Source organism: Halomonas sp. HP20-15, from assembly GCF_033446685.1.
GTDB lineage: Bacteria > Pseudomonadota > Gammaproteobacteria > Pseudomonadales > Halomonadaceae > Modicisalibacter.
In genome coordinates this window covers 1-863 of the sequence record NZ_JAWQLY010000038.1, presented here as the reverse complement: position 1 = coordinate 863, position 863 = coordinate 1, and the positions used below count along the sequence as shown (strand labels likewise).

Below are 863 nucleotides of genomic sequence, written 5' to 3'. Positions count from 1 at the left end.
TACATCATGGGCACCGCGACCACCGGCGGCACCTACTACCCGGTGGGCGTGGCGCTGTCGACGCTGGTCAAGGTCAAGCTCGAGCCTAGCACCGGGATCTCCGTGTCGGCGATCAGTTCCGCCGGTTCCGGCGAGAACCTCAAGTTGATGGACGAGGACCAGGCCCAGTTCGGCATCCTCCAGGGGCTGTATGGCGCCTATGCCTGGAAGGGCACCGGCCCGGTGCCCAAGGCGTACAAGAACCTGCGCAGCGTGTCGATGCTGTGGCAGAACGTCGAACACTTCGTGGTCAACGATGACGTCGTCGACGCCGGTACCATCGCGGACATGACCAACCTGTACGGCGAGCCGTTCTCGATCGGCGCGCGCAACTCGGGGACCGAAGGCTCGGGACGTTACATCCTCGGCCAACTGGGCATCGAGCCGGACAAGATGGACATCGCCTACCTGGGCTACGGCCCCAGCGCCGACGCCCTGCAGAACGGCACCATCAAGGGCATGAACATTCCCGCCGGCGTGCCGGCCTCGGCGGTGACCCGGGCCTATGCCAACGCGGGTAAGGACATCACCACGCTGAACTTCACCGACGAGCAGCTCAAGCAGGTCAACAGCGAGTTCGACCTGTGGACGCCGTACGACATCCCGGCCAACACCTACCCCAACCAGGCCGAGGCGATCCATACCATCGCCCAGCCCAACATCCTGGCGGTGCGTGCCGATGTGCCGGCCGACGACGTCTATGCCATCACCAAGGCGATGTACGAGAACCTGCCGTTCTTGCAGAACATCCATCCGGCGACCAAGGCCATGGCGCTGGAAAAGGCCATCGCCGGCTTGCCGATGCCGCTGCACGAAGGCGCGGC

Annotated in this window: 1 protein-coding gene; it reads left to right on the top strand. The window is 64.8% G+C overall.

All coding sequences use genetic code 11. From position 1 onward, the window contains the following. Positions 1–863: TAXI family TRAP transporter solute-binding subunit (locus R6258_RS18750; RefSeq protein ID WP_318453465.1), on the top strand; the 863-nt coding region annotated here is incomplete at both ends.